This window comes from Pseudoduganella namucuonensis (assembly GCF_900116645.1).
Taxonomy (GTDB): domain Bacteria; phylum Pseudomonadota; class Gammaproteobacteria; order Burkholderiales; family Burkholderiaceae_D; genus Rugamonas; species Rugamonas namucuonensis.
On sequence record NZ_FPBO01000020.1, the window covers coordinates 79,082 to 103,430 of the forward strand.

Sequence of the window (24,349 nt, forward strand, 5' to 3'; positions counted from 1 at the left end):
ATGTTGATCAAGAAAACACTTCTGCCGGCGGCGCTGGCCCTCGGCGTGGCCGCCGCTTCCCTGGCGCCGCTCCCCGAAGCCAACGCGCAGGGCGCCAAGCCCAAGCGCGCGGCGCCCGAGGCGCAGCCCGCCGTCAATTTCGACGCCATCATCGCCGAGACCGTGGAACTGATCGGCAAGAACGAGCTGATTCCCGCGCTGTCGATGGCGCGCAAGGCGGTGCAGGCGCGTCCGGTGAACTACAAGGCCCATTACTATGTCGCCTTTGTGCTGTTCCGCATGGGCAACTGGGACATGGCGGACGACGCGGTGCGCGAAACCCTGCGCTTCAGCACCGACGACGTGCGCGACGACGTGCTCAAACTGCAACAGGCCATCGCCTGGGGCCGCGCCTCGTCCCAAGCGGCGACGGACGCCGTGGCCGCGCAGGAGGAAGGCTTGAACGGCAAGGCCGCCGCGCTGTTCAAGCAGGCGTGGGAAGCCGGCTACCAGCAGCCGGAAAACGCCTTCAGCGCGGCGCAGCTGTTCAGCACCCGATTGTCCCAGCCGGTCGCGGCGGGCAAGCTGCTGCGCGAGGTGCTGGCCAAGTCGGCCGATCCGGACGTGGCCGCGCGCGCGCAGACGGAATTATCGAAGCTGCAAGCCCAGTTGAACGGCATCGCCGCCGCCAAGCTGAAGGCGGCCGAGGGCGCCAGCGGCCAGCCGCGGCAACAACTGCTGGCCGAGGCGCTGGACGCGGACCCCGACCACCTGCCCGCCCACGCCCTGCGCGCGAAACTGGCGGCGCAGGCCGGCGATATCACGGCTTTGAAAGGCGTGCTGCAGGGACTGTCCCGCCGCAACAAGCTCGATCCCGCCCTGCTGAAGGGCGAGGAGTATTCTGAGCTGGTGAAGGACCCGGCCTTCGCCGCCTGGTTGAACGACCTGATGGGCGGCGCGGCGGTGCAGCAGCTGCAGGCGGAGATCGCCGAGCTGGACCGCATTCGCGCCCTGAAGGCGCGCTACGCGGAGCAGAAGGCGGAATATGAAAGGCAAGTGCGGCAATACCAAGCCACGCTGGCCGAGCACAAGAAGTTCGCCCCCTGCGTCAATCAGGCCAAGGCCGTGCATCAGCGGTGCGAGGCGACCATTCCCGCGCTGGACACCGGCTTCCTCGGCATCGGCAGCAACGCCGACACGGTGGCCGCGATGCGTGTCGGCTGCCAGGGCCAGCTGCAAACCAACTTCAACCAATGCCGCGGCGCTTATCCGGAGCAGCCACCGGTCGCCCCCGTCGCGCCCACCGCCCCCGCCATTTGATTGCCTGAATCCCCGCGCCGCGTGACACACCGCGCGTCCCCACGCGCGCGGCTTGATAGAATGACCGGATACGCGCGGTGATAAAGGGAGACGGCTATGCGACGGTCTTTGCTGTGGCTGGTAATGGCGTTTGTGCTGGGATTCGCGCGGCTGACGCACGCCGCGGACGCGCCGCAAGCGCTACAGATTGTCACGGCCGATTTACCGCCATTCGCCATCGAGGGAAACCCCAATCGTCCCGGCCTGCATGTGGAAATCGTTGAACAGGTTTTGCAAAGGGCGGGACAGCCGGTAAAGGCCGCGTTTTATCCATGGGTGCGCGCTATCGCCATTACAAAGCACACGCCTCGCACCGCCATTCTGCCGCTGACCCGCACGCCGGAGCGCGAGCCGCATTATAAATGGCTGATGAAACTCGACACCCAGCATTTCGTCTTCATCAACCGCAGCGAGGATGCGCCCATTACCACGCTGGAGCAGGCCCGTAAACTGCAAATAGTCATACTGCGCGGCTCCCCCAACCTGGCCCAATTACTTAACCGCCAATTCGCCGAAACCCAGATAATCCAGGTGGCGCGCGTGGAGGAAATGCTGCGCGCGGTGGAACGGGGTTTGGCCGACGCGCTCTACGGCGGCGATGTCATCAATATGGCGAAAATACGCTCCTCCGGCCGCAATCCCGCCAATTTCCGGATTGGCATGCGGGTTGAATCCGCCGATATGTGGCTGGCCGGCGGAAAAGGCTTCGACGAAGCCGAACAATTAGCTTGGCAGCAGGCCTATGATTCCATGGCGAAGGATGGAACACTGGCGCGGCTATACCGCGTATATCAAGTCCCCATGCCATAACAGCCCTCCCCGTCCGATTCGCTCGCAACGCGTAAAACAGGTCGAAACGGGCCGAAGCGGCCGAAAACCGCCCTTTCCATGCCAGTTTCTAGCTTGATCACGCCAATTTTAAGCATTTCCAGGGCAAAAAAAGGGCCGCCGCGCCCAGCGCGGCGGCCCTTCCCATTGAGCCGGAATCAATTAAGCGAACGCGCGACGCTCAGTTTGCGGATAAAGACCTTGGTATGGTCGCCTTGCAGCAGCAACGGTCCGGCCTCCGTTTCCCGGCTATCGAGCGCGCCGCCGGTAATACCCGGAATCTCCTGGCCATCGATAACCGTCACGCCATTCAATACCACGGTGACAAATCGTCCGCTCAAGGTGACTTCCAGCGTTTGCCATTCCCCCGCTTTGCGCGACGCATTCGCTTGCGGCCGCACGTGGCCATAAACCGCGCCCATGCGCAATGGATCGACCGCCAATCCATAAGCGTCGCTGATCTGCACTTCGTATCGTCCGCGCAAATAGAGTCCGCTATTGCCGCCGGCGACATTCATGAACTCCATGCGGACTTTGAAATCGCCAAACGTCGCATCGCTGATTAAATTGGTGCACGGCGCGGCGTTGGTCAGCAAGCCGTTTTCAATTTGCCAGCAAGGCGCCGCGGTCACGTGCTGCGGACGCCAGCCATTCAAATTCCGGCCATTGAACAATTCAACGGGCTTGCCCCATTTCTGCCGCCCTTTACGCGGCAATTCCGGCGCGCGTTGCGCAGACCATGAAATAACGGCGCCGTCCTCATTGGTGGTTGTTCCCACCAATTGCTCATCCACCAAAGCGCCGTCGAATACCAGATCGGAAATATCCTGCTCATATTGGCGCGGCACCCTCAATTGCAGTTTCCCCTTGCTGTATTCAACCGCCGTCGCGTGCCGCGTGGAGCCGAAGCGGCCCACCACTTCGGCCATCAACTCGGATTCCTTGCGCAGGCGGATGTCGAACCAGGACGGGTATTGGGTGCCGTCCTTGGCGGTGACGGTGAGATTCCAGCGGCCCAGCACGGGGTCGGCGAACCCGGCGGGCTGCTGGGGGTCGGCGGCGCAGGCGGCCGCTGAAACGGCGAACAGCGCGGCCAGGCGCGCGAACAGGCGGAGTGGGGATATCTTCATTCAGGCCGGTTTCGGAAATGGACATACGGAACTGAATATTAGCACCCGCGCAAGACGCGCCGCGGGGAGAATCCCCCGTCAGCGATAGCGCGCCAAGGCCGGCAAGGCGCCGAGCGCGGCGCCGTCGTCGTACCAGCGGGAAAACAGCCGCTTCAGCTCGCCGCTCGCCTCCAGTTGCGCCAGCGCGCGGCGCAGCTTGTCCAGAGTCTCCTGCGCCACGTGCTTGCCCGCCACCATGTGGAAGCGTTGCAAATCCATCACAGTCGGCAACACCCTGACCTTCCCTTCCAGCGCGGCTTGGCGGATCTCGGTCGCGATGCCGGGGGAGCGGTGGTAATAAAAGCGTCCCCTGCCGGCCATCAGCTTCATCAGGTTGGTGCGGGCGTCGCTGCCGCCGGAGTCGAGTTGCAGCCCGCCGATCTCCTTCAGGCGCGCTATCGGACCGAAACCATGGATCAGCAGGATGGTGCCCTTGTCGCCCAGGCCGCGCACATCGTCCCAGCTGTTGATTTCCACGTCGTCGTCGGCGCGCGCCACCAGGAAATAGGTGACGGAAAACAGCGCCGTGTCGAGGTAGTGGTAGCTGGCCTCGCGCTCCTTGTTGCGCAGCAGGCCGCAGGCGATGTCCAGGCCGCCCTTGCGCACTTCGGCCTCGATCCGTGGCAAGGGGCGCCAGGTCTGGTCGCCGACGATGCGCAGCGAGGGATCGATGCGCTCGATGGCGCGGTGGATGTCCACGCACAGCCCGGCCACCTGGCCGGCGCCCTGCTGGACGAACTTGGGCGACGACGACAGTTGCGCCGCCGTGCGGATTTCCATGATTTCCCCGGCCACGGCCGGGCCGGCCCACGCCAGCCGCATCATGCATGCGGCCGCCATCACGCAGGCATACGCGTGTCTCCTCATCTCGCTCCCCCTCGGTGCCTGGATCGACGGCGATCTTGTGTCGCTCTGGATCTGGCATCTGTTCCCGCCCCGCGCATGTTCGCGGGTGCTGAGGACATTCTAGGCCGGATTGGGCGTACCGGTATCAGGAATAACGCGTATCAGTAGCCAAGCTGCTTCAGGTATTCCGCCCGGGCCGCCAGCGCCGTGTCGGCGAAGTCCGAGAACAGGCCGTCCACGCCCAGCGCGTAGAACTGCTTGTATTCCGCCTTCGGGTCGCCCTTGTAGTCCGCCGCCAGGCGGCGCGGCTCGTTGCGGAAAGTGTAAGGGTGGACGAACAGGCCGGCCTTGTGCGCGTCCGCCACCAGGGTCGTGGCCGGCAGCGTGGCGGCGTCGGTCTCGTTCACCTTGCCGTCGCCGTTCACGTCCGCCACCTTGCCGTCGGCGCCCACGGTGCCCTTCACGCTGACGATGTAGCGCTTCCACGGGCCGATGCCGTCCGCGTAGGTCTTGATCTCGGCCAGGCCGGCGGGGCTCACCATGGCGCTGAACAGGCGTTTGTCGCCCGCCTGCGCCCAATCGTAGGGACGGTCGTACGGCGCCGCGTAGGTCAGCGCGCCGGTTTTCAGGTCCACGTCGTCGGCGTCGATCAGCTGCACCAGCTTGAGCGTGGAGCCCTTGCCGCGCAGGTATTTCAAGCTGCCCGGCTCGAACGATTGCACGAACACGGGCGCGTCGCGGCCGCTCCAGCCGGCCGCCGCCAACAACGCCAGCAACCTGTCCTCCAGCGGCACGCCCTGCTGGCGGTGGAAGGTGGGGTTCTTGGTTTCCACATACAGCGCGATGTCGCGGCCGCTTTTCTTGATCATGTCGATCACTTCCTGGATGGTCGCGATCTTGTAGCGGCCATTGAATTCCTGCGGCCGCTCGGCGTCGGTCGAGACGCCGCCCAGCGTCTTGATCTCGGCCAGCGTGAAGTCGCTGGCGAACCAGCCCTCCTGCATTTCGCCGTCCACGTTCAGCGTGCGCTTGCGCGCGGCGAACTCCGGATGTTGGGCCACGTCCGTGCTGAACGCCAGGTTGGGATCGTGGCGCGCGATCAGCACGCCGTCCTTGGTCGAGATCACATCCGGCTCGATGGCGTCGGCGCCCTGCTCGATCGCGCGGGCATAGGCCTCCACCGTTTCCTCGGGCAGGTAGCCGCTCGCGCCGCGGTGCGCAAGCACCATCGTGGGCCGGCCGTTCAGCGTTGGCAATTCCACCGGACGGTCCGTCGCGCCGCACGCCGACAGCGCCGCCACGGCGCAGCCCCCAGCCATTTTCAAATACCTTAACATTGCCCGCTCCTTAACTTTATCGACGCGCCAAGTGTAGGGAACATGGATGACAGGGGCATGACGCCCGGATGAAGCGGAAACGCCACGAAGGTCCGCAGATTGTGAGAATTCGTGAGAATTCGTGAGAATTGTGATGTATCCTGAAATCAAGAACCCAACGCCCCGCGCGTCCCGCGCCGGCGTCTTGCGGTCTGTCCCCACATGCCTCGGCGGCCGACGGCCCGCCCGGGCGAGCTCTTCCGAACTATCGCCGTCGCAACCGTAACGGAGTCACTATGAACATTCGCAACCTGAGCATCGGCACCCGGCTTGGCGGGGGCTTCGCCATCCTGACGGCGCTGCTGTTGCTGCTGGCGGGCCTGGGCATCAGCCGCATGGCGCACATCCAGGACGACCTGATCGAGATCGCCAAGTTCAACAACGTCGTGACACAGCACTTGGTCCGGATGCGCATGACGGTCCTGGACCGCGGCGTCGCGGTGCGCAACCTGGTCCTGCTGAAAGACGCGGACAGCCTGAAGACGGAAGCCGAGCGCATGCGGAAAGACGCGAGCGAATACGCCGACGCCGAGGCCGCGCTGAACACGCTGCTGGCATCCCGGCCCGAGGATACGGCGACCCAGCGGGAAGGGATGACCCGCGTCAAACAGGACGAGACCACCGCGCTGCCGCTGTTCGCCAAGGCGACGGAGCTGGGCCTGGCCGGCAAGACCGAGGAAGCGACCGCCGTGCTGGCGCAGGAGTTGCGCCCCAGTCAACTCAAATGGATGATGGACTTGAACGAGCTGATCACCTTCGTCGACAAGCTCAACCAGTTGAGCATCACCGACGCGGAAGTCACCTACGCCAACGCGCGCAATATGATGCTGATCATCGCCGCCATCGCCGTCGCGGCCAGCGTCTCGGTCGCCATCGTCATCACGCGCGGCATCACCGGTCCCCTGCACGAGGCGGTGCGGGTCGCGCAGACCGTGGCCGGCGGCGACCTGACCAGCCGTATCGACGTGCGCTGCACCGACGAGACCGGCCTGCTGATGCAGGCGCTGCGGGACATGAACGCCAGCCTGGTCAAGATCGTCGGCGAGGTCCGCACCGGCACCGACACCATCGCCACCGCCTCGGAGCAGATCGCCAGCGGCAACCTGGACTTGTCGTCCCGCACCGAGCAGCAGGCCAGCTCGCTGGAGGAAACCGCGTCCTCGATGGAGGAATTGACCAGCACGGTCCGCCAGAACGCCGAGAACGCGCGCCAGGCCAACCAGCTGGCCGAGTCGGCGTCGGACGTGGCGGCCCGGGGCGGCGCGGTGGTGTCGCAAGTGGTGGACACCATGGCCTCCATCAACGAGTCGGCCAGGAAGATCGTCGACATCATCAGCGTGATCGACGGCATCGCCTTCCAGACCAACATCCTCGCGCTGAACGCGGCGGTGGAGGCGGCGCGCGCCGGCGAGCAGGGCCGGGGCTTCGCGGTGGTGGCCTCCGAGGTGCGCAACCTGGCCCAGCGCTCGGCCGGCGCGGCCAAGGAGATCAAGACCCTGATCAACGACTCGGTGGAAAAGGTGGACCTCGGCAGCAAGCTGGTCGACCAGGCCGGCACCACCATGTGCGACGTGGTGGCCAGCGTCAAGCGCGTCAACAGCCTGATCGGCGAAATCGCCTCGGCCAGCCTGGAGCAATCCTCCGGCATCGAACAGATCAACCAGGCGATCACGCAGATGGACGAGGTGGTGCAGCAGAACGCCGCGCTGGTCGAGCAGGCGGCCGCGGCGGCGGGTGCGCTGCAGGACCAGGCCGGGGTGCTGGTGCAAGTGGTGGGGGTGTTCAGCACCGGCGCGGCGGCGCGGGCGCCGGAGCCAGGCGCGCGGGGGCCAGAGCCAGGCGCGCGGGTGGCGCGGAACAAACCCGCCGCGCTGCCCCCGGCGCGCAAGCCGCTGACGGTGGTGAAGCCGAAACCGAAGCTGGCGGTGCTGGCCGCGGCGTCGACCGGCGGCGACTGGGAGGAGTTTTAAGCGCCGGCCCTTGCGCGGCGGCGGGACGGGCTATATAATTCCGGCCCTTCGGGTCGTTAGCTCAGCTGGTAGAGCAGCGGACTTTTAATCCGTTGGTCGCAGGTTCGAATCCCGCACGGCCTACCACGAATACAGCAGTACAGATCAGGCTTACCCGCTTCGGCGCGTAAGCCTTTTTTGCATCGCCAACGGGCTCGCGCTCAAATTCGCTATTTCCAATTTCACTTCAATGTGGCTCTAACCTGGGCCAACGCATCTTCCAGCGGAATCAACTGGGCCGTTCCATTTTCGATTTCCTCCACGCGCCGCTCGATCTCGCGCTCCCACGCCTCGTCGTAATCGGCGTCCGGGTGCAGACTCTCGAGCAATAGCTGGGCCAAAGCGGCCCTGTCCGCCTCCTGCATGGCCAGGGCCTCGGTTACGAGTTTTTCAAGTTGCGTCGCCATGGGTTCCTCACCTTTCGTGGCCTCCCCATTTACAACGCCACCACTTCGCACCCGCCATACGGTACTCTTACTTCTTGGCACTCCCTGGAAAAAACCAAGATGGCAAGCAAGCGGCGCAAACGGCAATGGAGGTCCCGGATGGTCTGGCTCATCATGTTCGTCCCCTTTCTCCTCATCGGCGTATTCCTGCTGGGATTGGCGGCGCTGAAGATCGCCCAGCACCTGGACGCGCAGTCGTGGCAGCCGGTCCGCGCGACCTTGCTCGAGCGCGGCATCGCGGTCGAGCAGAACGCCGGCGGCGGCGACCGTCCCGGCGGCGCCTCGCGCGTGAGCGGCGCTTTCAGCTACCAGTGGCAGGGCAAGCGCTACGAAAGTAGCCGGCTCAGTTTCTTCACCGCGAAAACGCGCGCCATGGGCTACGCGCCGGACGACTGGGACGCGCGGCTCGACGCCATCGTGGGCGAGCCGGGCGGCGCCTTCACGGCCTGGGTCAATCCGCTCGACCCGGCCGAGGCGGTCGCGTTGCGCGACTTGCGCTGGCTGGAGGTCGGCGCGATGGTGGGCTTCGGCCTGTTGCTGGTGTGGCTATGCTCCGCGCTGCTGTTCGGCGGCGACCCGCACCAAGCCGCGGCGGGGTTCTCGTGGGGGACCGTGGGCGTGATGTGGATCGTCGGGCTCTTGCTGGGCGTGTTGTGCCCCTTGCTGTGGCGCGACGGCCATCCGGTGTGGGCCGCGCTGACCGCGCTGCCACTCATGCTGGCGGTGTACGGCACGGGACACGGCTTGCTGCTGCTTTTCCGCGGCGCGCCCTAGCGGTCAGGCTAGCCCGGGCCGCGTGCCCACCAGCACCGGCTGGTAGAAAGCCCCGTCGATGCGCCGCACATCGTCGAAGCCCGCCTCGCGCATCAACTCGCACATCTTCGCGGTGGAGATGGCGTAGTAGCGCGAGCGCATCGCGTGCGTTTGGACGGCGCCGCTGGCCAGGTCTTCCTCGATGAAGTAGAACACCAGGTCGTAATGCTCTCCCTCGAAATCCCATACCTGGAACAGCAGGTAGCGCTTGCCGTTCTCGGTCCGCACGCCATACGGTTTCACCAGATTGACGCCGCGCTCCTCGCGCTCGTAGTCGCGCAGCGTGATCAGGCAGCCGCCATCAGGCGACAGGCAGGCCAGCATCTGCCTGAGCGCGACCAGGATGTCGTCATCGGTCAGCAAATGCGGCAGGGAGTTGTCGCCGGAGAGGACCACGTCGAATCCCGCGCCGTGGTGGTCGTGCGCGCGCCGCATGTCGCATACGGAGAAGGCGACATCCACGCCGGCGGCGGCGGCCTCGCGCCGGGCGCGTTCGACCTCCTTCGCGGACAGGTCCGAGGCGGCCACGCTGTAGCCGCGCCGCGCCAGCCCGATGGCCTGCGTGCCGATGCCGCACGAGACGTCCAGCAGCTTCCCTGCGCCGGGCCATTCGGCCTCGATCAACGCGGACAGCTGCCCGCCCTGAAGCTCCACGCTGGCGTGCCAGTCCTGGTGGATCAGGTGATAGAAAGGGGTAAGCCGGTCGTAGAAATCGCTCATGTTCCGCTCTTCGAGTTTGTGGCGGAAATGATAACCGCGATTCCAGCTCAGCGGGCCGTGCGCGCCCGCAAGGCGTCCACCATGGCCCGGCTGTCGAAGGGATCGTCCGCCATCTCGATGTCGGGCCGCAGCAGCACGGGTTCCGTCGCCCCGGACGGGCGCTGCAGGATGAGGCGCGGGGCGCTGACGATCAATCCCGTGTTGGGCAGGACGGCGCGCTGCGTGCCGCCGCTTTGGCTGGTCCGGGCGTAGCCGCCGCCAACCACCTTGCCGAAGCCGAAATCCTGCACGACGTTGGCGAACAGGATGGCGGAGGAGTAGGTGGAGCGGCCCACCAGCAGATAGGTTTTGCCCGTGAAACGCAGCGGGTGGCCGGGCTCCGGCTGCACCCATTTGTCCACCGTGCCCGTGACCACGTCGCCGACTTTTTCCGTTCCGCTTGCCCTGCCCTGTATCACCTTCTTGCGGTAGCCCGAGGCCCAGCGGTAGGGTTTGTCCGCGATGTAGCGTAAAATGCCGTCGATCCACATGTCGTCGTTGCCGCCGCCGTTCGCGCGTATGTCGATGATCAGGGTCGAGACCCTGGCGTCGCGCAGCGCCGCGAAGGCGCGCCCGGTGAAGTCCAGATAGCGCGCCTTGTCGGCCCAATGGAAGTTGTTGAGCGTTAGCAGCGCCGCGCCGTCCGTCAGCAATTCGAATTTGAACTGGCGGTCGAAGTCGGCATCGTCCGTCAGAAGCGCGGGCGTCGCGCCGCTGGCCGGTTTCAGCTCGCTGGCGCCGCCGTCGCGCTGCGACAGCAGCAGCTCGTAGCTGGCGGATTGGCCGTGCATCTTCCAGAAGAAGAACCACCAGCGCCGGGAAAGCAGGTGCGCGCGGAATTCGGGCGTGTCGCCGTGCATGCGCGCCAACAGGCCGGCGGCGATGTCGCGCGCGGGAACGCCGTTGATGCGCTCGATCCGCGCCCCGGCCCGCGGGCTGGCCGCGCCCCCGAGTTCGGAGCGTATGCGGACCTCGCCGGCGGCGTCGACCTGGACTTCGTAGGGGAACAGCGTGCCGCCCGCCTTCAGGTGCGCGGCGGTCTGCCCCATCCAGTCGGGCTGGCCGACCAGCAGGTGCGCGTCGGCGAACAGGGGATTGAGCGTCGCCAGCAGGCGCCAGGCCTCGTCCGTGGTCATCGGCGCGCGCAGTCGCGCCTCGATGTCGGCGTAGGCCGATTCGAGCCGCCCCGGCGGCACCGAGTGGGCCGGATCGGGATGGGTGTTGGCGATCATGTCGCGCAGCGCGCGCAGGTCCTGCCGCAGCTGTTCGGCGGAATGGCCGGCCGGCTCGGCCGGCGACGGCGCGGCGGACAGCAGGAGGGAAAGCGCCAGCAGGACGGCGCGGAACGTCGCGGACATGGGGAACCTTTTGCGGATGGCGCAGGAAGTCGTTGCGCAAAAGCGTAATTGTTGAAATAATATAAGTTAATTTCAACAATTACAAGAATCGCCATGTCTAGAGACGAAATCAACTACCGCGCCATCAGCGACGCCGCTCGCATCCGCCTGCTCGCCTCCCCCATACGGCACGAGCTGGTCGACACCCTGGCGGCGCTGGGCGGCGAGGCCAGCGCGGTTGAACTGGCGCTGCAGCTGGGGCGTCCGGCAGACGGACTCTACTACCACCTGCGGCTGCTGTGCAAAGCCAACCTGATCGACGAGCAAGAGGACGAGCCGGGCGCCGAGCGGCGCTACCGTCTCTGCGGCAAGGGCGACGCGCCGCTGCGCCTGAGCTACAAGACCGGCGACAACGCCAACACGGCGGCGCTGCACAAGTTCGCGCACGGCCTGCTGCAGGTGGCGAAGCAGGACTTCGAGAACGCGCTGGACACGCCGGGCACCGTGGTCGAGGGGCCGCAGCGGCAATTGTGGGCCGCGCGCAACAAGGGCTGGCTGTCCAGCGAAGAACTGCGCGAAGCCAACACCCTGCTGGAGCGCCTGTGCGAGCTGATGAGCAATCCGCGCACGCCCGAACGCAATCAGCTGATGAGCTGCGCCTTCGTGCTGGCGCCCGTCACGCCGCGTCCGATACGCCGCACCCAGGACGAATAAGGTTCCCGCGCCGCCAGCGCGGTGCGCTTTATAAGGCGAAGCACTAGCGGAACTTCTTCGAATGCCGGCGCCGCGTGGCGGCGTTCTGGTCCTGCAGCAGCGTGTCGACGCGCTCGGAGGCCTGGCGCGACAAATCCTGCGCCATCGCGATGTCGGGGAAGTATTCGGGCAGGCGGTAGCCCAGCCACGCGTAGGCCGAATACAGCCGGCAGGTGTCCTCCACCTCGTGCAGGCCGAGATGGTGCAGCGGCTGGCGCTCGGGGTCGAGCCGCGTGGGCTTGCTGCGCGAGAGCGAAATGGCCCAGTGCTCCCACGCGTTCTGCAGCGACATCACCTTGCCCGAAATCGGCACCAGCGACATGGTGAACTTCTCCGCCACCGACAGCGGCAGGCTGTCCAGCCATTCGGCGCGGCCGCTCTGGTCCTCCGTGATGCGGGGATAGAAGAAGCCGTCCGGCACGTCGATGTTGTGCACGAAGCGCTTGAGCAGCTTGGCCAGCGAGGTCTCGCCCGTGACCGAGGCGATGCGGTGCAGGTGCTCCAGCGTCGGCGCGACCGAGAAGCCGCTGGTGTTCAGCGGCGCCGGCTTTTCCTTCAGCAGCGCGCGCATCACCTGGTGCGTCTCGTCGTCGAAGCCCGCCACCAGGCCCTCCTCGTGGATGCCGTAGCGCCCCGCCCTGCCGGCGATCTGGCGCGCCAGCGCGGCCGGGATCTCCTCCTCCTCGTAGCCGTTGAACTTGACGCTGCTGGTCATGACGATGCGCTGGATCGGCATGTTCAGCCCCATCGCGATGGCGTCCGTCCCCACCACCACGTCGGCCGCGCCGTCGCGGAAGCGCTGCGCCTGCGCGCGCCGCACCTCGGGCGAGAGGTTGCCGTACACGGTGGCCACCGAGAGGCCCGCCTCCGTCACCATGTCGCGCCACATCAGCACATCGCGCCGCGAGAAGGCGATCAGCGCGTCGCCGCGGCGGATGTTCTTCAGCTTGCGCACGGACGTGGCCTCCACCGACAGCGGCCCCTTGCGCTTGAGCACATGCACCTCCAGCTGGCATTCCAGGCGCTCGGCCAGCGCCTCGATGGCGCGCCTGGCCTCCGGCGCGCCCACCAGGTAGACGGTGCGCGCGGGCGCGCCGCAGACGGCGGCGGTCCAGGCGGCGCCGCGGTCGCGGTCCGCCAGCATCTGGATCTCGTCGATCACGGCCACGTCCACCAGCGTGCGCGTGTCCAGCATTTCCACCGTGCTGGCCACGTGCGTCGCGCCCTCCACGACCCGCCGCTCCTCGCCCGTGACCAGGCTCACCGCCAGCGGCTTGCCGTGCGCGGTGAAGCCTTGCAGGCGCTCGTAGTTCTCCAGCGCCAGCAGGCGCAATGGCGCCAGGTAGATGCCGCTGGGCGCCTTGGCCAGCGCCTCGATGGCGCGGTGCGTCTTGCCGGAATTGGTGGGGCCGAGCAGCGCGATGAACTTGCGCGGCAGCCGGCGCGCCACCTCGAACGAGGCCGGGTATTCGGCCAGGTTGATGCTTTGCTTGGTGCGCTCGGCGTGGCGTTCCTCGCGCTGGCGTTCCACCGCGTGCTCCAGGCGCTGGCGCACGCGGTCGAACACCACGCCGGCCGGCTCGGAGGTTTGCAGGTCCTCCAGGGTGCGCAGGAAGGTCATGGCGTCCAGGCCGTAGTCCTCGCACTCGCCGGCCAGCTCGCGCACGAAGGCGGCGGCGCCGTCGTGCAGTTCGCGCACGGCCCGCTCGCCGGAGCGTTCCCGCAGCAGGTCCAGGCGCGTTTCGCGGTCCATCTTGCGCCACTTGGACGGCTTGGCCAGCACGCCCTGGGCCGGGACCAGCTCGTACGGCACCGTCAGGCCGGCGTCGCGCACCTCGCCGGAAAAACGCAGGAACACGCGGCCCTCCATCTTCACCAGGTGGATGCCGCGGGCGGGCAGGCCCAGTTCGGAACAGAGTTGGTCGTCGTCGCTTTCGTGCTCGGGCGCGGAGTGGTTGCTGGTCATGGCGGATGGCGTAGTGAACTCGGCCCGAGTATAGCGCGCCGTTCCCGGGCGTGTAGCGGGCAAGGTACAATCGCGCCCATGCCGCAATCCATCACCGCCCCCGTCCACAGCGAACTACTGATCAAGAAAAGCCGCTTCATCGCCTGCGTGCAGCCGATGGCGGACCGCGCGTCGGCGCAGAAGGTGGTCGCCGAACTGTGGGCGCGCCATCCCGGCGCGGCGCACGTGTGCTGGGCGCTGCTGGCGGGCGGACAGTCGGCCGCGGTGGACGACGGGGAGCCCAGCGGCACGGCCGGCCGTCCCATGCTGGACGTGCTGCGGCACCAGGACCTGGAGGGCGTGCTGGCCACCGTGGTGCGCTATTTCGGCGGCGTGAAGCTGGGCGCGGGCGGGCTGGTGCGGGCTTACACGGACAGCGTGGCGCAGGCGCTGCTGAAGGCGGAGAAAGTGGCGATCGTCAAGCTGCGCGCGCTGCGCTGCACGGCGCCGTACGCGCTGGAGGGGCTGGTGCGGCGCGAGATCGAACTGGCCGGCGCCGCGCTGCTGCAAGTGGCGCACGGCGACCTGGTGACAGTGGAATTCAGCCTGCCCGAGGGCGACGCCGCCGCGCTGGTCGCACGGCTGGGCGAAGCTGGCCATGGGCGCATCGGCTGGCTGGAGGACGAGGACGAAGCCGGCCAAGACTGACGCGGCTTCGCGACCGCGTTACGTCCGCGCAATACCGCCACTGCCGACGCCGATTGGGGCCTGACCCCGAAGCGGCGTCGGCAGTGGCGGGCGGCGGGGATTATTTGCAGGCGGCGATTTTCCGGGTTTCCTTCTTGGGCTTCTGGCCATCCGCCTTCTCGTCCTTCTTCTCTTCCTTCTTGTCCTTGTCGTCCTTTTTCTCGTCGGCTTTGGCGGCGGACGCGGAGGCGTCGCCGGTCGTGGCGCCGCCGAAGCTGTTGTCGCCGCCGCCCACGGTTTGCTGTTCGAACGCCTGCGCCAGCATCGTGGCCGCCGGGGCGGTGGTCGTTGACGATGCCGATGTCGTCGCGGTGGCGGTCTGCGTGGCGGCGGGTTCCGGCTTCGGCGCTTCCACCGGCGTCGATTTGCCGCTTTGCGCGCCGCTGGCGGCCTTGGACGCCAGATCGGCGGCCTGGCGCGCCGCCTCCCCGGCCGAGGCGGCCGCGGAGGCTTTTGCGGCGGCGTCGGCGCTCGCCTTGGCGGCCGCGTCGGCCGCGGCCTTGTCCGCCGCCGCCTTGGCCGCGGATTCCGCCGCCTTCGCGGCCGCTTCCGCCGCGGCTTTCGCGGCCGCCTCGGACGCCGCCTGTTCCGCCGCCGCTTTGGCCGCGGCGTCGGCCGCTGCCTTGTCGGCGGCGGCCTTCGCGGCGGCTTCGGCCGCGGCCTGATCCGCCGCCGCTTTGGCCGCGGCTTCCGCCGCCGCTTTGGACGCCGCCTCTTCCGCCGCCTTGGCCGCCGCTTCGGCCGCGGCCTTGGCGGCGGCTTCGGTTGCCGCTTGGGCCGCGGCGTCGGCGGCGGCTTTGTCGGCGGCCGCTTTCGCCGCCGCGTCGGCGGCGGCTTTGTCGGCCGCCGCCTTGGCGGCGGCATCGGCTGCCGCCTTCTCGGCCGCGGCTTTCGCCGCCGCCTCCGCCGCGGCCTTGGCGGCGGCGTCGGCGGCTGCCTTGTCGGCCGCTGCCTTGGCGGCGGCTTCCGCGGCGGCCTTGTCGCCGGCCGCCTTCGCCGCCGCGTCCGCCGCGGCCTTGGCGGCGGCGTCTGCCACCGCCTTCTCCGCCGCCGCCTTGGCGGCCGCCGCTGCCGCGGCCTCGGCCGCATCGGCGGCCGCCTTGTCCGCCGCGGCCTTCGCCGCCGCTTCCGCCGCCGCGGCTTCGGCGGCCGCTTTCGCGGCGGCTTCGGCGGCGGCGTTGTCCAACAAGGTCGATGAGATGACGGGGGTGGCGCCCGCGAAGGCACCGGCGGGCGCCACCACGGTGCCGGTGGGCCCTTCCGCGCGCAGCGTGATCGCGCCGCCGCCGCTGTCCACGGAGGCCGCCGCGTCCACCACCACGTTGCCGTTCCGCGCCAGCATCGCGATCGGCGCGCTGGCGGTGTTGGTCAGCCGCGCCGCCGCGCCCAGCGTGACGCTGGTGCTGGCCGTGAGGCCTATGCCCGCGCCGCTGGTGATGGCCGTGTTCACGGTCAGCGGGCTGCGCGCGGTCAGGCTCACGGCGCCGGACGCGGAGATCGCCCCCGGCCCGTTCGCCGCCAGCGCCCCCGTGTTGTCGATGACGATATCGCCGCCCGTGTTGCCGATGGCGCCCAGGCCGAGCGTGCCCACTCCGCTGATGTTGGTGAACGCGATGTGGCCCGCGCCGCCGTTGGCCGCCGCGAACGTGGCCACGTGGTTTTCACCCGTCAGTACGATGCCGTTCCTGGCCGAGATATCCAGGCCGTTCGCCGTGATGGTTTCGCCGCCGCTCCGGCCGAAGGCGCCGTTGTTGACGAACTTCACGGTGCCTGTCACGCCCGGGGCGGCGACGACGCCGCCGCCCGCCAGCGTCATCGCGCCGGTGTGGGCGGCGTCGCCCAGCACCAGGTTCGGCGTGGCGAAGGCCGCCATGTCGCGCGCATTCAGCAGCAGGCCGTCGCCGCTGTCCTCGCCGGCCAGCGAGCTGAATGCCATCGGCCGCGCCGCGTCGAAGGAATTGACGCTCACGCGATTGGCCGCCCCGCCGGCGGAGCGCACCGCGCTGCCGTTGTACACGTCGATTTCGTTGGCCACCAGCGCCACGTTGCCGGCGTTCGACGCCACGTCCGCGTTGATCGCGAGCGGGCCCGCTCCCGCGTTGAGGGCGAGGTCGCCCAGCGCGGTGAGCGCGCCGTCCACGGCCGCCACGCCGTTCACCGACAAGGCGCCGCCCGCCGCGCCGCGCACGGCGGCGATGGTGTTGGCGCCATCCAGCATGGCCGCGCCCGAGGTGGCGAGCTCCAGCCGCTGCACCGCCAGCGCCGTGCCGCTCAGCTGCGACAGGCCGCCCGCGCCGGTGGACGCCTTCAGCGTGTTGGCCGCGATGTCCCCCAGCGTCAGCGCGCCGGTCGTCTGCGTGATGTCCACCGTGCCCATGGCGCCGGTGATGGCGCCGCCGGTCTGGCTGAAGGCGCCGGTGACGGTCAGCCCGGCCGCCGCCGCGCCGTTCAGCGTGCCGCCCGTTTGCGCGTAGGTGGCCGTGGTCAGCGTGCCTGCGGCGAGGCTCGCCGCGCCGCCGTTCTGCCGATAGGCGCCGATGGCCGAAGACGCGCCGCCCAGCGTCAGCGCGCCACCGTCGACCGTCAGCCGGCCAGCGCCGGACAGGTCGCCGAGCGTGGCCTGGGCGCCGTCGCCCGAGAGCGTCATGGCGCCGTCGATTCTGGTCGGCCCGGTCACCGTCAGCGCGCCGCCGGAAACGGCCAGCGCGCCGCCCAGGTCGAGCGCGGCCACGGTCTGCGCGCCGCCCGCGTACTGCACCGGCAGCGAGGCGTCGATGGCCACGCTGTCGCCGGCGGCCGGCAGCGCGCCGCCGCTCCAGTTGGCGGCGTCGCTCCAGTTCATGGTGCCGAAGGCGTTGCTGAAATAGGCTGTGGCGGCCGGCAGGTAATCGATGCGCGCCGCCTCGCCGGTGGCCAGCGAGTAGCCGGTCTGGTAGCCCGCCGCGCCGGTGAAGCTGGAGAACACGCCGGTGCGCCCGCCGCCTTGCGTGACGACGGCGATGTTCGCGTTGGCCACCGGGACGTAGGCGCCTATCGGGGCCACCGTGAGGTTGCCGTCCAGCGCAACCGCGCCGGACACGGCCAGCTTGTCGGCCTGGCCCGGTCCCGCGCCGGCCACGTCGATCAACAGGCTGCCGCCCGCGCCCTGCGTGTAGTTGCCCGTGATGGTCAGGGTGCCGGCCGCGCCGGCCGCGCCGGGGCTGACCTTGCCCAGGTTGGTCAGCGTGCCGCCGCTCAAACCGATGGCGCCCCGGCCGGAGATTTCACCGGTGGCGGCCAGCGTCAGGCCGGCGTTGTCCAGCTTGACCAGCGAGCTGCCGCCGCCGATGTCGATCTTGCCCGCCAGCGTGGTGGCCGCGCTGCCCAGCGACAGCGCGGCGTTGCCGGTCAGCGCCAGCGTGCTGTTCGCGCCCAGCTCCAGGCCCTCGACGGAGGTGGGGCCGAAGGCGCCGTTCAGCGTCACGGTGAGGGTGTCCGGCCGCGCGATGTGCACGGTCTGCGCAGCCGTCGGCAGGCCGGCCTGCCAGTTGGCGGCGTCGCTCCACAGGCCGGAGGTGTAGACGCCGCCCGTGTTGCGGGTCCAGTAATTGTCCGACGCCACGGCGGCCAGGCGCACCGCGTGGTAGGAGGGGCTGACCTTGGACAGCGCGAAGCCGCTGACGGCGGGCAGCGCGCCGGCGATCGCCGCGCCGCCGCTGCGCAGCACGTCGAACACGTCGCCGGCGGAATACGCGGCGGCCAGGTCGCTGCGGCTGATGGTGGTGCCCGCGCCGACGGTGACCGTGCCGCTGGCCACCACCTGGTCGTAGGAGACCGGCGTGGTCAGCTCGGTGTAGATCAGGCCGGCCGAGGTGTCCAGGTCGCCCGTGATGCTCAGCGTGCCGATGGTGCCGGTGCCGCCCGGCGCGAGCGCGCCCGCGTTGGTGACGTTGGCGACCACGGTGCCGTTGCCCAGCAAGGTGCCCTTGTTGACCAGCGCGCCGCCCCCCGCCTGCACCGTGGCGCCCCCGGCGATGGCGATGGAGCCGCTGTTGGTGTTGGCTGTGAGCCCGGACAGCACTAGCGTGCCGTTGTGGACGGCGATGGCGCCGGTGACCTCGTTGGCCGCGATGGACAGCGTCTGCGCGCCTGCAACCGTCTTGACCACGCTGCCGGCGCTGACCAGGCCCGCGCCGCCGGACAGCGGCGCCGCGTGCGTGCCGGTCAGCCGGATCGTGCCGCCCGAGCCGTTGGCCATCGAGGCGCCCGCGCCCAGCAGCACCTGGCCGCCGGCGCCGCCGATCTCCAGCACCGCGCCGGCCTGGTTGGTCGAGGCGCCCGCGCCCAGGGTCAGCGCGCCGGTGACGGTGGTGGCGCCGAAGTTGTTCAGGCTGGCGGTGGTCTCGGCCGCGCCGATGTCCAGCGCGGCGCCGCCGGCCACCGTGACGGCGGCCGTGTCGGCCAGGCGTTCGGCCGCGCCCAGGGTCAGCGTGCCGCCGCTGACGTTCACCACGGCGCCCGCGTGCGTGCCGGACAGCGTGCTGGCGCCGCCGGCCTGCGCCAAGGTGCCGGTGCCCAGGTTGGCCGACACGGTGGCGCCGTTCAGCGTGTAGCCGCCCGCCGCCTGCACGGTGCCGCCGCCGGTGAGCGCGCCGGACAGCGCCAGGCTGCCCATGGTTTCGGTGTAGCCGCCGGTGTCCAGCGTGGCGCCGGCGGCCACCGTGACGGCGGCGGTGTCGGCCACGCGCTCGCCCGCGCCCAAGGTCAGCGCGCCGCTGGAGACGGTCAGCGCCTTGCCCGCGTAGCTGCCGTTCAGCGTCACCGCGCCGGCCACCGTCAACGCCCCGTCCAGCACACCGTTCACCACGCCGCCGGTCAGCGTCGTGCCCGAGGTGGCGACCAGCGTGGCGCTGCCGGTCACGGTGCCGCCGGCGGCGATGCTGGCCACCGTCTCGGCGTTGGCGCTGTAGTTGAAGGTGGCGCCCGAGGCCACCGTCAGCGTGGCGGTGTCGGCCAGGCGCTCGGCGGCGCCCAGTGTCAGCGTGCCGCCGGCGACGTCCACCGCGTTGCCCGCGTGGGTGCCGCTCAGCGTGGTGGCGCCGCCGGCGTGGGTCAGCGTGCCTGCGCCGAGATTGGCCGTGACGGCGCCGCCGTTCAGGGTGTAGCCGGTGGTGGAGGTCAGCGTGCCGTTGCCGGACAGCGCGCCCTCGCTGGTGAAGCTGGCCACCGTGTCGGCGCCGGACATCTTCAGCGTGCCAGCCGCGCCTATGGTCAGCGCGGCGGTGTCGACCAGGCGGTCGGCCGCGCCCAGCGCCAGCGTGCCGCCGTTCACGGCCACCGCGCCGCCCGCGTAGGTCCCGCCCAGCGTGGTCGAGCCGCTCTGCTGCGACAGCGTCCCGCCGGCCAGGTTGGCCGACACCGCGCCGCCGCTGAACGTGAAGCCGGAGGTCGCGGTCAGCAGGCCCGCGCCGCCGATGTCGCCACCGCTGGCCACGCTGGCCACGGTGTTGTCCGCGCCCAGCGCCAGCGTGGCGCCGGCGCCGATGGTCACGGCCGCCGACGACGCCAGCCGGTTGGCGCCGGACACGGTCAGCGTGCCGCCGTTGACGTTGACGGTGTTCCCCGCGAACGCGCCGCTCAGCGTGGTGCTGCCCGCCCCTTGCGTCAGCGTGCCGGCGCCGAGGTTGGCGGACACGGTGCCGCCGTTGAGCGTGTAGCCCTGTGCCGCAGTCAGCGTGCCGGAGCCGCCGATCGCGCCGCTGCTGGTCAGCCTGCCGCTGGTGCCGACATCGGCGCCCAGGTCCAGGGTGCCCAGCGGGCCGATGGTGATGCTGGACGCGGTCAGCCCGCCCAGCGCGCCCACCGACAGCGTGCCGCCCGTGACGGACGTGCCGCCCGTGTAGTTGTTGACGGCGTTGAAGCGCGTGGTGCCGGCGCCGGACTTGATGACGTTGCCGGCGCCGCCGATGGCGCCGTCGAAGACCTCCTCCGTCGCCGACGTCAGCTGCAGCCTGGCGCCGCCGGCCAGCGTGACCGCGCCCGACTGCGCCAGGCCCTGTCCCACCTGCAGCGTGCCGCCCGTGACGGCCAGCGTGCCCGTGTTGGTCCACGGCGTGGCGATGCTGGCGCCGGCGGTGGCGACCGCGCCGCTGGTGGCCAGGCCCGTCAGGCCGCCGATCAAGCCGCCCAGCGTGGTGCCGCCCGCGCCGGACAGCGTCAGGCTGTGCGGCAGGCCGTCGCCGAAGCCGGTCACGCCGCCGGTCAGGCCGAGCGCGCCGCCCGCCGTCAGCGTGGGGTTGGCCGACAGCGTCACCTCGCCCGCATAGGACTGGGCGCCGGTGGTGGTCACCGAGCCCGCCAGCGCGGCCTTGCCGGCCACCGTCAACGCCCCCAGGGCCTGGCCGCCGCCGCCCACCACGCCGCCGAATTCCACGTTGTCGCCGCCGCCCGCGCCGTTGGCGGTGACGGACAGCTTGCTGGCCAGGGCGCTGCGCAGCGTCGACGAGAACGCGACGTCCGAGCCGGACATGGTGGTGTCGCCGGCCAGCGTGACGGCGCCGGTGTAGGCCTGCGCGCCCGTGGACGTGATGGCGCCGCCGACCAGCGTGATGGCGTTCGAGGCCGAGTTCAGCGTGATGCCGCCGCCCGTGCTGGCCATGGCGCCCGCCGAAATCGCGCCCGATGTCACCGTGCGCAGCGTGATGTCGCCGCCGGCGGCGGGCAGGCCGCCCACGGACAGCGCGCCGCCCTCGCGCGCGATGGTCAGCGCGCCGCCAATGGTGGCCGGCAGGGTCGGTTGCGCGTAGGCGCCGCCCGCGCCGTAGTACAGGCTGATGGCGACGGGCGTGCCGCCCGAGGCGATGGTGAGCGCGTTGCTGAATGCATTTCCCGTATTGGCCAGCAGCACGCTGGCGCCGTTGCCGACCGTGATGGCCGGCGTGGCGTTCGTCGCCAGGCTCAGCGCCGTGCCTCCGGCCTGCGTCACGCCGCCGGCGGCGTTGATGGTCAGCGCGCCGTTGGCGACCGAAACGTCGCCCAGCGCCAGGGCGCCGCCGGAGTGCACCGTGGCGGCGGCGCCATTGGCGGTCAGCGCCACGGGGCCGGTGAACTGGTTGGCCTGGTCCAGCACCACGGCGTTGCCGGCGCCGGGCGCGAAGGTGGCCGCGCCGGCGCCGGCGGCCTGGGTGATGATGCCCGTCTGCGAGATGGCCGCGCCGGACACGGAAAGCGTGCCGCTGCCCACCGTCAGCGCATCCAGCGCCATCGGCGTGGTGGAACGCAGGGCCACGTTGTTGGCGCCCGAGTTGGACACCTTCACGCCGTTGAACTGGTTGCCGGTGTGGACCAGCGTGACCGCTCCGGCGCCGGCCGCGAGGTCCAGCATGCCGCCGACCTTCCAGCCGGCGGACTGGCCGATGCCGCCCGATCCGGCCGCCAGCGTGGCGTTGCCGTCCACGTCCAGCGCGTCCGAGATGGTCAGCGCGGCGCCCGACTTCAAGCTGAGGTTGCCGTCCACCGACAGCGCGCCAGCCAGTTCCAGCGTGCCGCCGGCCGCGATGCTGAGCCCCGCCCCCGTGCCGGCCATTGTCGCGGTGCTGGCCACGCCGGCGCCGGAGGCCAGTTTCAATTCGTCGTTGAAGGCCAGCGCGCCCACCGTCACCGCGCCGCTGGCGGCATCGCCGATGTTGATCGCGCTGAAGCCGTCGCTGAACATGGTGGCGAAGTTGGCCGCGCTCAGGCTCAGCGAGCCGGCCGCGCCGGCCAGGCCTATCGTGGTGCCCGCCGTGTGCTGGCGGATGTTGAGCACACCGCCGGCGCCCTGCAGGGCCGAGCCGATGGCCATCTTGTCGGCCACCAGCGTGATCACACCCGCGCCGGCGTCGATGCCGCCATTGTTGACCACCATGCCGCTGGCCGAGGCGGCGTCCGTGATGTGGATGCCGCCGGTGGCGGCGAGCGTGCCGCCGGCGAGCTCCACGCCGCTGGCGGCGGCGCTGGCGCCGCGCATGGTGATGGAGCCGGCGCCCGCGTTCAGGCTGCCCAGCACGCGGATGCCGGCGCCGCCCGCGTTGGCGGCGTTGGAGGCGTAGCCGGCACCATCCGCGCCGCCGGAGAAGGTGATGTTGCCGCCGTTGGTGGCGACGGTGGCGCCGCTTTCGACCAGGATGCCGCCCGCCTTGTCGCCATCGGCGTCGGCGCGCAGGTTCACATCCAGCTTGCCCGCGCTGGAGGAGATGGCGGCGCTGCCCTCCAGCTTGATGTCGCGGTGCGCCAGCAGCGACAGCGCCGCGTCGGCGCCGCCGGTCTTGGCGATGGCGCCGGCCAGCGTGATGTCGCCGTCCTCAGCGCCGCCGGCGCTGGTGGTGATGGTGACGCTGGTGCCGTTGTTGAGCGCGGTCTGGATGGTGGCGATGGAGATCACGGCGCCGTCGCCGGTGGTGTTGAAATCTCCCGTCGCGGCGGGATCGAGCAACACCACCTTGGCGTCGGCGACGCCGGCCTTGATGGTCACGCTGTTCGGGTCCAGCAGCCAGGTGCCGGCCTTGCCCTTGGCGGCGGAGGCGTCCGCCGCCTGGCCGATGTCGAGCATGCGCTTGCCGGAGGTTTCGATCAGCCCGCCGTCGCCGCCCTGCGCGCCGCCGCGCGCCGAGATGGCGCCATGGGCGGCGGTGGCGCCGTCTGCCCACAGCACCACCTTGCCGCCGTCGCCGTTGGCGGTGGCGTCGGCGCGGATGGCCGTCCCGGCCGCCGCGTAGCTGGCCTGCGCGTTGCGCACGGCGGGATTGCCGCCCTGGTAGTCGCCGCCCATCAGCACCGTGCCGCCGCCGGTGGCGCCGGAGGCGTCCAGCGTGGCGCTGTCCAGCAGCGCCACGCGCTCGCCGGTGACTTCGATGGCGCCGCCCTTCGTTCCGGTGGCCGCGACCGAGGCCGCGCCGTCCACCGTCGCGCTTTTCGCCGCGCGCAGGAACACGCGCCCGCCCTCGCGCGCCACGCCGCTGGCGTTGAGCGCGCCGCTGTTTTTCACCAGCACGCCGGCCATGCCGATGCGGCCCGCCTCGCTGATCACCTGCCCCACGTTGGTGGCGTTGCCCTCGGCGCCCGTCAATTCCACCTTCACGCCCGGCGTGGCGGTGTCGATCAGTTCCACGCTGGCGCCGGCGGCCAGTATCACCTCGCCGTTCGGCGCGCGGATGATGCCGTGGTTTTCAACGTTGGGCGCCACCAGGTAGACGCTGCCGCCGGAGGGCGTGGCGATGCCGCCGTAATTGCGCACCGCGCCGGCGTCCGGCGTGGCGTTGAAGCGCATCCTGCCGGCCAGGAAGTCGGCGTCGTGCACGGCCAGGGTGCTGGCCACGAAACCGTGCAGGTCTATGGTCGCGCCCTGCCCGATCATGATGCCGGCCGGGTTGATCAGCCACACCTTGCCGTTGCCTGACATGCTGCCCAGCAACTGGGAAGGCTCGTTCGAGCCCACCCGGTTCAGGATGACCGAATTGGCGCCGGGCTGCTGGAACGTGACCGAGGCCTGGCTGCCGATATTGAAGGTGTTCCAGTTGAGGATGGCCTTGTCGCTGCCCTGGACAATGTTCATGCGATTGCCGGACTGCGAAATCGCGGCCTGCCCGGCGGCGAGCGCGCCGCCGGTGGGCAGGGCCCCCGGCGCGAGTTGGGCCACTTGAGCCGGAAGGGCCGGCGGCGCGGCCAGCGCGGGGGCCGCTCCGGCGGCGGCCGTCGCCACCGCGCCGAAAATCGCCCGCCAGGAAGAGATCAGCAAGCGCTCCAGCAGGCGCGGCACGCGCCGCGGCGGCCGCCACGTCAGCGTCAGGCGGCGGCGCCCGATACGCATGATGATGGATACGGGGCACAGCCTGGACTGGGGGGCTTTGGCGCTCATGATGGTGACTTTTTGATCTTTATTATTGAATAGGCCTGGGCACACCCCGCCTAACTTATTATCGGTCAACAAATTACGGATTGCATAGAAAATTTACATCATTCAACAC

Annotated in this window: 14 protein-coding genes and 1 tRNA gene; 7 read left to right on the forward strand and 8 right to left on the reverse strand. The window is 69.8% G+C overall.

Annotated elements, in window-relative coordinates:
- Positions 1 to 1,299 carry a tetratricopeptide repeat protein gene (locus BM436_RS20395; protein WP_093557368.1) on the forward strand — a complete coding sequence of 433 codons (1,299 nt, stop codon included), beginning with the start codon at positions 1 to 3 and terminating at the stop codon, positions 1,297 to 1,299.
- A gap of 96 nt (positions 1,300 to 1,395) precedes the next feature.
- Positions 1,396 to 2,148, forward strand: a complete 753-nt coding sequence (locus BM436_RS20400) for a substrate-binding periplasmic protein (RefSeq protein WP_093557369.1) — start codon at positions 1,396 to 1,398, stop codon at positions 2,146 to 2,148.
- Positions 2,149 to 2,324: 176 nt separating this feature from the next.
- On the opposite strand, the gene BM436_RS20405 is transcribed toward BM436_RS20400, so the two are convergent.
- From BM436_RS20405 to BM436_RS20415, 3 genes are all read right to left on the reverse strand, one after another.
- Positions 2,325 to 3,296 (reverse strand): 3-keto-disaccharide hydrolase, encoded by a 972-nt coding sequence (locus BM436_RS20405; RefSeq protein ID WP_093557370.1) that lies wholly within the window; start codon positions 3,294 to 3,296, stop codon positions 2,325 to 2,327.
- Positions 3,297 to 3,374: 78 nt separating this feature from the next.
- Complete coding sequence (locus BM436_RS20410; protein ID WP_093557371.1) at positions 3,375 to 4,202, reverse strand: substrate-binding periplasmic protein; 828 nt, start codon at positions 4,200 to 4,202, stop codon at positions 3,375 to 3,377.
- A gap of 140 nt (positions 4,203 to 4,342) precedes the next feature.
- Complete coding sequence (locus tag BM436_RS20415) at positions 4,343 to 5,500, reverse strand: glycerophosphodiester phosphodiesterase (protein ID WP_229490541.1); 1,158 nt, start codon at positions 5,498 to 5,500, stop codon at positions 4,343 to 4,345.
- A 293-nt stretch (positions 5,501 to 5,793) separates the two neighbouring features.
- On the opposite strand from BM436_RS20415, the gene BM436_RS20420 reads away from it, so the two are divergent.
- Positions 5,794 to 7,527, forward strand: a complete 1,734-nt coding sequence (locus tag BM436_RS20420) for a methyl-accepting chemotaxis protein (RefSeq protein WP_093557373.1) — start codon at positions 5,794 to 5,796, stop codon at positions 7,525 to 7,527.
- A 50-nt stretch (positions 7,528 to 7,577) separates the two neighbouring features.
- Positions 7,578 to 7,653 (forward strand) — tRNA-Lys (locus BM436_RS20425).
- A 95-nt stretch (positions 7,654 to 7,748) separates the two neighbouring features.
- Here the strand turns inward: BM436_RS20425 and BM436_RS20430 are convergent.
- Positions 7,749 to 7,973: an addiction module protein gene (locus BM436_RS20430; RefSeq protein WP_093557374.1), complete on the reverse strand. Its 225-nt coding sequence runs from the start codon at positions 7,971 to 7,973 to the stop codon at positions 7,749 to 7,751.
- A gap of 138 nt (positions 7,974 to 8,111) precedes the next feature.
- Here BM436_RS20430 and BM436_RS20435 point away from each other — a divergent pair, with 138 nt between their 5' ends.
- Positions 8,112 to 8,786, forward strand: a complete 675-nt coding sequence (locus BM436_RS20435; RefSeq protein ID WP_177307368.1) for a DUF3592 domain-containing protein — start codon at positions 8,112 to 8,114, stop codon at positions 8,784 to 8,786.
- A gap of 3 nt (positions 8,787 to 8,789) precedes the next feature.
- On the opposite strand, the gene BM436_RS20440 is transcribed toward BM436_RS20435, so the two are convergent.
- Together BM436_RS20440 and BM436_RS20445 are read right to left on the reverse strand one after the other, a co-directional pair.
- Entirely contained in the window at positions 8,790 to 9,545 is a 756-nt protein-coding gene (locus BM436_RS20440) for a class I SAM-dependent methyltransferase (protein WP_093557376.1), read from the reverse strand.
- A 47-nt stretch (positions 9,546 to 9,592) separates the two neighbouring features.
- A complete protein-coding gene (locus BM436_RS20445) occupies positions 9,593 to 10,942 on the reverse strand; it encodes a S41 family peptidase (protein WP_093557377.1) in 1,350 nt (449 codons plus the stop codon).
- A 93-nt stretch (positions 10,943 to 11,035) separates the two neighbouring features.
- On the opposite strand from BM436_RS20445, the gene BM436_RS20450 reads away from it, so the two are divergent.
- Positions 11,036 to 11,635, forward strand: coding sequence for a winged helix-turn-helix domain-containing protein (locus BM436_RS20450; protein WP_093557378.1), 600 nt, complete (start codon positions 11,036 to 11,038; stop codon positions 11,633 to 11,635).
- 43 nt (positions 11,636 to 11,678) lie between these two features.
- On the opposite strand, the gene BM436_RS20455 is transcribed toward BM436_RS20450, so the two are convergent.
- A complete protein-coding gene (locus BM436_RS20455) occupies positions 11,679 to 13,640 on the reverse strand; it encodes a helicase-related protein (protein ID WP_093557379.1) in 1,962 nt (653 codons plus the stop codon).
- A gap of 78 nt (positions 13,641 to 13,718) precedes the next feature.
- On the opposite strand from BM436_RS20455, the gene BM436_RS20460 reads away from it, so the two are divergent.
- Positions 13,719 to 14,327: an IMPACT family protein gene (locus BM436_RS20460; RefSeq protein WP_093557380.1), complete on the forward strand. Its 609-nt coding sequence runs from the start codon at positions 13,719 to 13,721 to the stop codon at positions 14,325 to 14,327.
- A gap of 100 nt (positions 14,328 to 14,427) precedes the next feature.
- On the opposite strand, the gene BM436_RS37145 is transcribed toward BM436_RS20460, so the two are convergent.
- The gene (locus tag BM436_RS37145) at positions 14,428 to 24,240 is read right to left on the reverse strand and encodes a two-partner secretion domain-containing protein (RefSeq protein WP_093557381.1); all 9,813 of its coding nucleotides are present in this window, start codon (positions 24,238 to 24,240) and stop codon (positions 14,428 to 14,430) included.
- Between the last annotated feature and the right edge of the window lie 109 nt (positions 24,241 to 24,349).

What these genes read in the sequence shown, in the direction of transcription:
- BM436_RS20395 (WP_093557368.1), top strand. Translation starts at nt 1, where the DNA reads ATGTTGATCAAGAAAACACTTCTGCCGGCGGCGCTGGCCCTCGGCGTG.
- BM436_RS20400 (WP_093557369.1), top strand. Translation starts at nt 1,396, where the DNA reads ATGCGACGGTCTTTGCTGTGGCTGGTAATGGCGTTTGTGCTGGGATTC.
- BM436_RS20405 (WP_093557370.1), bottom strand. Translation starts at nt 3,296, where the DNA reads ATGAAGATATCCCCACTCCGCCTGTTCGCGCGCCTGGCCGCGCTGTTC.
- BM436_RS20410 (WP_093557371.1), bottom strand. Translation starts at nt 4,202, where the DNA reads ATGAGGAGACACGCGTATGCCTGCGTGATGGCGGCCGCATGCATGATG.
- BM436_RS20415 (WP_229490541.1), bottom strand. Translation starts at nt 5,500, where the DNA reads ATGGCTGGGGGCTGCGCCGTGGCGGCGCTGTCGGCGTGCGGCGCGACG.
- BM436_RS20420 (WP_093557373.1), top strand. Translation starts at nt 5,794, where the DNA reads ATGAACATTCGCAACCTGAGCATCGGCACCCGGCTTGGCGGGGGCTTC.
- BM436_RS20430 (WP_093557374.1), bottom strand. Translation starts at nt 7,973, where the DNA reads ATGGCGACGCAACTTGAAAAACTCGTAACCGAGGCCCTGGCCATGCAG.
- BM436_RS20435 (WP_177307368.1), top strand. Translation starts at nt 8,112, where the DNA reads ATGGTCTGGCTCATCATGTTCGTCCCCTTTCTCCTCATCGGCGTATTC.
- BM436_RS20440 (WP_093557376.1), bottom strand. Translation starts at nt 9,545, where the DNA reads ATGAGCGATTTCTACGACCGGCTTACCCCTTTCTATCACCTGATCCAC.
- BM436_RS20445 (WP_093557377.1), bottom strand. Translation starts at nt 10,942, where the DNA reads ATGTCCGCGACGTTCCGCGCCGTCCTGCTGGCGCTTTCCCTCCTGCTG.
- BM436_RS20450 (WP_093557378.1), top strand. Translation starts at nt 11,036, where the DNA reads ATGTCTAGAGACGAAATCAACTACCGCGCCATCAGCGACGCCGCTCGC.
- BM436_RS20455 (WP_093557379.1), bottom strand. Translation starts at nt 13,640, where the DNA reads ATGACCAGCAACCACTCCGCGCCCGAGCACGAAAGCGACGACGACCAA.
- BM436_RS20460 (WP_093557380.1), top strand. Translation starts at nt 13,719, where the DNA reads ATGCCGCAATCCATCACCGCCCCCGTCCACAGCGAACTACTGATCAAG.
- BM436_RS37145 (WP_093557381.1), bottom strand. Translation starts at nt 24,240, where the DNA reads ATGAGCGCCAAAGCCCCCCAGTCCAGGCTGTGCCCCGTATCCATCATC.